Source organism: Streptomyces rubellomurinus (assembly GCF_000961885.1).
GTDB classification, from domain to species: Bacteria; Actinomycetota; Actinomycetes; order Streptomycetales; family Streptomycetaceae; genus Kitasatospora; species Kitasatospora rubellomurina.
Genome location: NZ_JZKH01000093.1, coordinates 21,725 through 27,944, shown reverse-complemented (window position 1 = coordinate 27,944; position 6,220 = coordinate 21,725). Strand labels below are relative to the sequence as shown.

The window sequence follows — 6,220 nt, the reverse complement described above, 5'->3', positions numbered from 1 at the left end:
GGCCTTCCGGCTGTCTGTGCGCCGCCAGGGACTCGAACCCCGGACCCGCTGATTAAGAGTCAGCTGCTCTAACCAACTGAGCTAGCGGCGCCTGCTGACAGAGAAGACTCTAGCAGCGCCGTGCGTCCGGGCCAAAATCGAATACCGGCCGCCCGCCGTTCACCCCCCGGCCAACTCAGCCGATGGTCAGCGCGGCCGGGTCGGCGAGGGGCGGGGCGTCCGCCTCGCGCGCCGCCCGGACGCAGGCCCACAGCACCACCGAGGCGCCGGGCAGCCAGGGCTCGCGCTCCTCCGGGGCGACGATCCACCGCCCGGAGCCCTGCCCGGGGGACTCGGGGCCGTGCACCATCCGCTGGACCGGCGGCACCGTCACGGTGTCGCCCCGGCCGTGGCACAGCAGCGGCGGCACGTCCCTGGCCCACTCCTCCCAGGCCAGCAGCCGGCGCAGCCGGGGCGCCGCGCCCGGCTGGACGAACAGCAGGGTCCGGCCGCGGTAGGCCGCCACCGGGCCGCAGCCGGGGCCGGAGGCCCACAGCTCGTCCAGCACCCGGCGGCCGAACAGGCCCGGCATGCTGATCACGTCGAAGGCGCGCCCGCAGGGCAGCACCGAAGGCGCCCACGGGCGGTCCTCCCAGAGGGCGCGCATGCTGCGCGGGTACTCACTGGCGGAGGCGAGCCAGGCCTCCCCGGCCACGGTCACGTACTCCACCGACTGGTGCGTCCAGATGTCCACGCACAGCAGCCTGCGCGGCGGGCGGGCCCGGCGGGGCGGAAAGCGCGGTTCGCCGGACACGGCGGCGGGTCATCGCGTACCATCCGCCGCTGGCATATGCCAGAGGTCAGTCCTCGTGGCGGCGCGGCTGGAGCAGGCCCCTGCCGTACTCGATCATCTTGGCGGCGTAGTCGGGCGTCCAGTCCGCCCGCTGCGCGATCTCGGCGGGCGGCAGCGCGTCGAAGCGGCGAGGGTCGGCCAGCTGCGCGGCCGCGACCGCCTGGAAGTCCGTGGCCCGCTCGGCGGCCGCCCGGAAGGCCAGCGCCAACTCGGTGGAGCGGCGCAGCAGCTCGGCCGGGTCCTCGATCGACTCCAGGTCGAAGAATCGTTCCGGCTCGGCCTCGGCAGCCTGCGGCTCGAACCGCAGCTCCGCGGGGCGCAGGCGCCTGGTGGGCTCGGTCGACTCTGCACGGGAGTCGGGCATGGACGGACACCTCCGGGGTCTGAGGGTGGGGTGGGCGGGGGGTTCCGGGCCGGCCCGCCCGGTCGTGGCCGTCGTCCATTGTCTCGCGGAGACGGCCGGTAGCGGAACGGTGCGCGTGCGGGCGCTATTCCCGGGCCGCGCGCCGGACTTCCCGGAGCGCGCCGGTCCGTCGCTCCGGGCGCCGCGCATCCGGATCGCACGCGAACCGGTTGTCCCGGGTGTCCGCGCCGTCCACCGCACCGGGAGCCATGCATGCGTCTGCTCAAGGCCCTGCCCGTCCTCGTCCTGCCCGCCCTCGCCCTGCCGTCGGCCCTGCTGCTCGCCGGAGCCCCGGCGGCGGCCGCCGCCGAGACCGCGAAGGTGGTCAGCGGGCCGCCGAGCAGCCCGGGCGGCGTCTCCACCGCCACCTGCCCGCTCGGCACCCACCTGACCGGCGGCGGCTACCGGCTCCAGCCCGACGCCGCCGGCCCGGTCCGCGCCAGCGGGCCGACCACCGACGCCACCGGGTGGAGCGCCCAGGCCGAGCACGGCTCGGTGGTCGCCTTCGCCGTGTGCGAGACGGAGGACTGACCCTCAGCGCAGGTGGACCCGGTGGCCGCTCAGGTGCTGGAGCACCTGGTGGTTGGCCTCCCAGCCGTCCGGGAAGGCCACCGGGACGCCCAGCTGCACCGGCTCGGTGGCCGGGTGCTCGTCCAGCAGCTCGGCGATCCCGGCCCGGGCCACCACGATGCAGGCGTGCCGGTGCCGGGAGGCGAGCACGCACAGCCGGCCGGTCTCCAGGTGGAAGGCGGTCGCGTCGGGGCGGCCGGAGAGCGGGTGCAGCACCACGGTGACGTCGTACTCGCGGCCCTGCAGCCGGTTGGCGGTGTCCACCGTGACGGCCGGCCCGGCCGCGCCGTCCACCGGGACGCCCACCGCCACCAGCGCGGCGCGGACGGCCGCCGCCTGGTCCCGGTGGGCGGTGCCGACCGCGATCCGGTCCGCGGTGAGCGGGCCCTCGCCCTGCTCGGAGTGGGCGGTCAGCCCGCGCTCCAGCAGCCGGCGGACGGTGGCCGCGACGGCCGCCACCGCCTGCGGGTCGGTCCGCACGGTGTGCCGGGCGGGCAGTTCCAGCAGTGCCCAGCCGTGCTCGGCGGCCCGGTCGATCACCGCGTCCAGCGCCGAGCCGTCCGGGCGGACGGCGACGGCCAGCCGGCGGTCGTCCGGGCCGGTGCCCGAGCGGAACGGCGTGTACGGGTAGAACGCCCGCGAGATCAGCGGCGCCGCGCTGGCGGGCAGCCGCCAGGAGACCGGCAGCCGGTGCGGCTCGATCTGCGGGTTGTGCGCCAGCAGCGTGACCACCGCGCTGCCGGACGGGTCGTACGACAGGCCGGCCCACTGCTCGGTGCCGACCACGGTGAACGGGTCCAGCTGGCCCGGGTCGCCGACGAACAGCGCCCGCTCGAACAGCCGGGCCACGGCGAGCAGCGCGTCCGAGCGCATCTGGTACGCCTCGTCGACGATCGCGTGCCGCCACGGCGCCTCGGCCCGCACCCACTGCCACTTGGCCGAGGTGGAGATCACCACGTCGTGCTCGACCAGGTCGGCGACCTTGTCGGAGGGCGTCACGTTGGCGTGCGCCAGCACCTCCGGGCCCGGCCGGGAGTCCGCCGCGTGCAGCCGGCCGATCGTCAACTCCGGCGCCTTCTCGGCCAGTCGGCCGACCAAGTCGTCCACCTGGCCGTTCGTCTGGGCGACGATCATCAGCCGCTCGCCGGCCGCCACCAGCTCGCGGGCGGCCCGCACCACCAGGGTGGACTTGCCCGCGCCGGGCGGGGAGTCCACCACCACGCCGCGCGGGGCGCCGGCCGGCGGGCGGACGGTGGCCGCCAGGATCCGGGCCACAGCGGCGTCGGCGGCCGCGCCCGGGTGCTGCCCGCTGATCGATTCGGTCATCACTCCCACTCCTCGGAGGCGGACGGGACGGCGGGCACGGGCGCGCCGCCGGGCGGGCCGCCGTGCGTCCACGGGGTGTCGTCCGGCTCGGGCAGCGGCGCGGACTGGCGGGCCGTCAGCTCGAACAGGGTGAAGGTGACCGACTCGCCGGGCTCGGGCAGGCTGCCCGGCTCGGGCTCCTTCCTGCGGCCCATGCCGGACAGCACCCGCAGGGTGACGGTCCCCTCGGCCGGGTCGACGGCGACGATCTCGGCCTTCTGCGCGGAGGGCCCGTGTACGCGGTGCGCCTCCCGGCCGAGGTCGGCGTGCGGGCGGTCGGCGGTGCGCAGGGTGACCAGCGGGCGGGGCTTGGGGGAGCGGCCGGTGGTGTCGTAGTCCGGCACCACCTCGGTCACCACGCCCGCGAACGCCTCGCCGGCCAGCCGGTGCTCGGCCATCGCCAGCGGGTCGTCCAGGGCCTCCTGGACGTCCAGCCGGGTCTGCTCGCGCTCGCGCTGGGCGAGCTTGCGGGCGGCGGTGACGGCGTCGTCCTGCCGGGGCTGCGGCGGCTCGCCGGCCGCCAGACGGTCCCGGTGGCCGGTGTAGGACCAACGGTCGCCGGTCCAGCGCTCCTCCAGATGGCCGGCCGGCGGGAGGGCGCGCAGCAGGTCCAGGCCGTGCCAGACGTCCCGCCAGGTGGGCAGCAGGACGGCCGCGAGCACCTGCTCCAGCTGCCCGACCGCGTCCTTGACGGCCGTGCGGGCCCGCTCGGCGGCGGCCTCGTCCCGCTGTTCGGCGCTGTGCTGCAGTGCGGCGACCGCCGCGTCGTAGCGGGCGATCGCGGGCGCGAGCACGAACTCGTCGAAGCGCGGGTCGGTGGCCGGCCCGGCCGGCGGGTGCAGCAGCTGCCCCTGCCCGTCCCGGGCGGACTCGGCCCGCTCGGCCGCCTGCGCGCCGGTCAGCCCGGGCGGCGGGGCGTGCCAGGCCAGCAGCGCGGCCAGGTGCTGGTCCTCCAGGTGGCTCTGGCCGGTGGCCCAGTGCCGGGCGAGCAGGCCGGTCATCGGCAGCAGCAGGCTGGAGCCGGGCACCTGGGCGCGGTCGGTGAGGTGGGTCAGCCAGCGGCCGAGCAGCGGCACCCGGGCCGGCGCCGGGTACGGGCCCGGCTCCTCGTCCTCGACGGTGCGGCGGAACCGGGTCGAGCGGCCGATCAGCGCGAGGTGCCGCACGCCCGCGCCGTTCGGCACGATCAGCTGCGGCGCGTCGGCGCACAGCTCGCGGAACACCTGGGTCTTCTCGCCGGTCTCCGGGTCCTTCTCGGAGCCCTCGATCTGCTCCACGTCGCCGGCGAAGGACTCCAGGTAGGGCAGCAGGTCGGCGGCCAGCTCGGCCAGGAAGTCGAACCGCAGGGTGCGGTTGAGCGGCTGCGGCACCAGGTGCAGCCGGGGGGCGTCCCGGTCGGTGCCCAGCATGACGGCGAGCGGGGCGCCGGACTCACCGGCCGCGGTCAGCGGGACCAGCACCATCGGGCGGTCCGACAGGTGCCGGTGCCGGACGGTGGCCAGCGGCTCGGCCCGCCCGCTGCGGACGGCCTGCAGCCGGGCGAGGGTGGTCAGCAGGCTCATGCGCCCGCCTCGCTTCGCTCGGCAGGGGCATTCGCCCACGCGCGCCTTTCGATGATTCGCTCGCTGCGCTCGCTCATGCGCCCGCCCCGCTTCGCTCGGCAGGGGCATTCGCCCACGCGCGCCTTTCGACGATTCGCTCGCTCATGCGCCCGCCTCGGCGCTGGCACCGGCCCCGACCCCAGCGCCCACCGCGACGCCGAGCGCTTCCGCGCGCAGGGCGGCCGCGTAGGCCAGGCGTTCGGCGGCGTCGTCCGTGCCGTCCGCGCCGGTGGCGGCGGCCAGCGCGGCGGACACCGTCCGGATGCTGCCCAGCTCGCCGCGCACGCCCCGGCCGAGCTGCTCGACCCGGTCGTCGCAGCGGGCCCGCGCCCGGCAGTGGAAGCCGAGTTCGCAGGTGGACAGGCAGTCCGGGCTGTAGGCGGCGGGCATCGTCTCGACGGCGGCGGTCAGCTGCTCGGAGGTCCGGGCGGGCACACCGTCCTGGTCGGCCGCGAGGTCGAAGTCGGTACCCGCGGGCAGCTCGGCGAGCAGCCGGCCGATGTCGGTCATCCGGCTCAACTGGCGGCGGGTGGTGGCGAGTTCGCGCCGGACGTCGACGGCGACCGCGGTCGGCCGGTTGCCGAAGTCCTTCGGGCAGACCAGCAGCACGCTGGTGCGGGGGCTGCCCGGCAGCCGCTGCTCGGTGTAGGGGTCGGCGGCGAGCGGACGGCCGGCGGCCGCGGCGGCGTGCTGCTGGAGCGCCAGCACGTACACGGCGGCCTGGCGGGCGGCGGCGCCGACCTTGGCCGGGTCCGCGCTGCCGTCCAGCACCGGGAAGGACTTGATCTCGACCACCGTGCACCGCCCGCCGTGCACCACCAGCGCGTCCGGCTCCAGGTAGGCGGCGCTGCCGGCCACCTCCAGCCGCAGCATCGGGTGGTCCAGCAGGGTCCAGGCCTCGGGCTCGGCGGCGGCCCGGGCCAGCGCCTCGGCCGTCCGGTCGGCCCGGACGGCGGGGCCGGAGCGGTGCAGCAGGTCCGGCACCTCCAGCGGGGCGCCGTCGCCGGCGGGGAGTCCGAGGTGTGCGCGCAGCGGCTCCAGCAGCGCGGCGTAGTCGTCCGCCTTCAGCCGGGACTCGAAGATCACGCCGCGGGCGATCGCGAACGGGGACTGCCCGAACGGGGCGGGGCGGCCCAGCCGGGCGGCCAGCGCGGTCTTGTCCACCCCGGCCGCGTCGAGCACGGCACGGCGGTGGCAGCCGGGATTGGCGGCGAGCGCGGCGAGGGAGCGGGCGTTCAGGCTGCGCTGGGGGGCCGGTCCGCGCAGCTCGGCGAGCCGCTGGGCGAGCGGCTCAGCGGGCCCGCCGAGCGGGACGTTCGTCGAGACGTTCATGGTGCGGCCCAGTGTCGCATCCGGGTCCGACAACGCGGTGCGGACCGGCCCGTTCCGGCCGGAACCGGGCAGCGGGAGGGGGCGCCGGGCAGGGCGCGGGCGGGTGGGGGATCATGG

6 protein-coding genes and 1 tRNA gene are annotated in these 6,220 nt (G+C 77.0%); 1 reads left to right on the top strand and 6 read right to left on the bottom strand.

The window, feature by feature from the left end; genetic code table 11:
• Positions 1–17: 17 nt before the first annotated feature.
• From VM95_RS31455 to VM95_RS31445, 3 genes are all read right to left on the bottom strand, one after another.
• Positions 18–91, bottom strand: a tRNA-Lys gene (locus tag VM95_RS31455).
• Positions 92–175: 84 nt separating this feature from the next.
• A complete protein-coding gene (locus tag VM95_RS31450; RefSeq protein ID WP_045703274.1) occupies positions 176–733 on the bottom strand; it encodes a bifunctional DNA primase/polymerase in 558 nt (185 codons plus the stop codon).
• 106 nt (positions 734–839) lie between these two features.
• The gene (locus VM95_RS31445; protein WP_045703253.1) at positions 840–1,196 is read right to left on the bottom strand and encodes a hypothetical protein; all 357 of its coding nucleotides are present in this window, start codon (positions 1,194–1,196) and stop codon (positions 840–842) included.
• A gap of 252 nt (positions 1,197–1,448) precedes the next feature.
• Between VM95_RS31445 and VM95_RS31440 the strand changes: the two genes are divergently transcribed.
• Complete coding sequence (locus tag VM95_RS31440; protein WP_045703251.1) at positions 1,449–1,766, top strand: hypothetical protein; 318 nt, start codon at positions 1,449–1,451, stop codon at positions 1,764–1,766.
• Between the two features lie 3 nt (positions 1,767–1,769).
• Here VM95_RS31440 and VM95_RS31435 read toward each other — a convergent pair whose 3' ends face one another.
• From VM95_RS31435 to VM95_RS31425, 3 genes are all read right to left on the bottom strand, one after another.
• Positions 1,770–3,131: an AAA family ATPase gene (locus VM95_RS31435; RefSeq protein WP_045703249.1), complete on the bottom strand. Its 1,362-nt coding sequence runs from the start codon at positions 3,129–3,131 to the stop codon at positions 1,770–1,772.
• Positions 3,131–4,732 (bottom strand): hypothetical protein, encoded by a 1,602-nt coding sequence (locus tag VM95_RS31430; protein WP_045703246.1) that lies wholly within the window; start codon positions 4,730–4,732, stop codon positions 3,131–3,133. The genes VM95_RS31435 and VM95_RS31430 overlap by 1 nt, the downstream gene beginning before the upstream one ends.
• A 141-nt stretch (positions 4,733–4,873) precedes the next feature.
• A complete protein-coding gene (locus VM95_RS31425) occupies positions 4,874–6,103 on the bottom strand; it encodes a hypothetical protein (protein ID WP_045703244.1) in 1,230 nt (409 codons plus the stop codon).
• Positions 6,104–6,220 lie beyond the last annotated feature (117 nt).

Coding starts and splice junctions, on each gene's coding strand:
- VM95_RS31440 (WP_045703251.1), top strand. CDS start 1,449: ATGCGTCTGCTCAAGGCCCTGCCCGTCCTCGTCCTGCCCGCCCTCGCC.
- VM95_RS31435 (WP_045703249.1), bottom strand. CDS start 3,131: ATGACCGAATCGATCAGCGGGCAGCACCCGGGCGCGGCCGCCGACGCC.
- VM95_RS31445 (WP_045703253.1), bottom strand. CDS start 1,196: ATGCCCGACTCCCGTGCAGAGTCGACCGAGCCCACCAGGCGCCTGCGC.
- VM95_RS31430 (WP_045703246.1), bottom strand. CDS start 4,732: ATGAGCCTGCTGACCACCCTCGCCCGGCTGCAGGCCGTCCGCAGCGGG.
- VM95_RS31425 (WP_045703244.1), bottom strand. CDS start 6,103: ATGAACGTCTCGACGAACGTCCCGCTCGGCGGGCCCGCTGAGCCGCTC.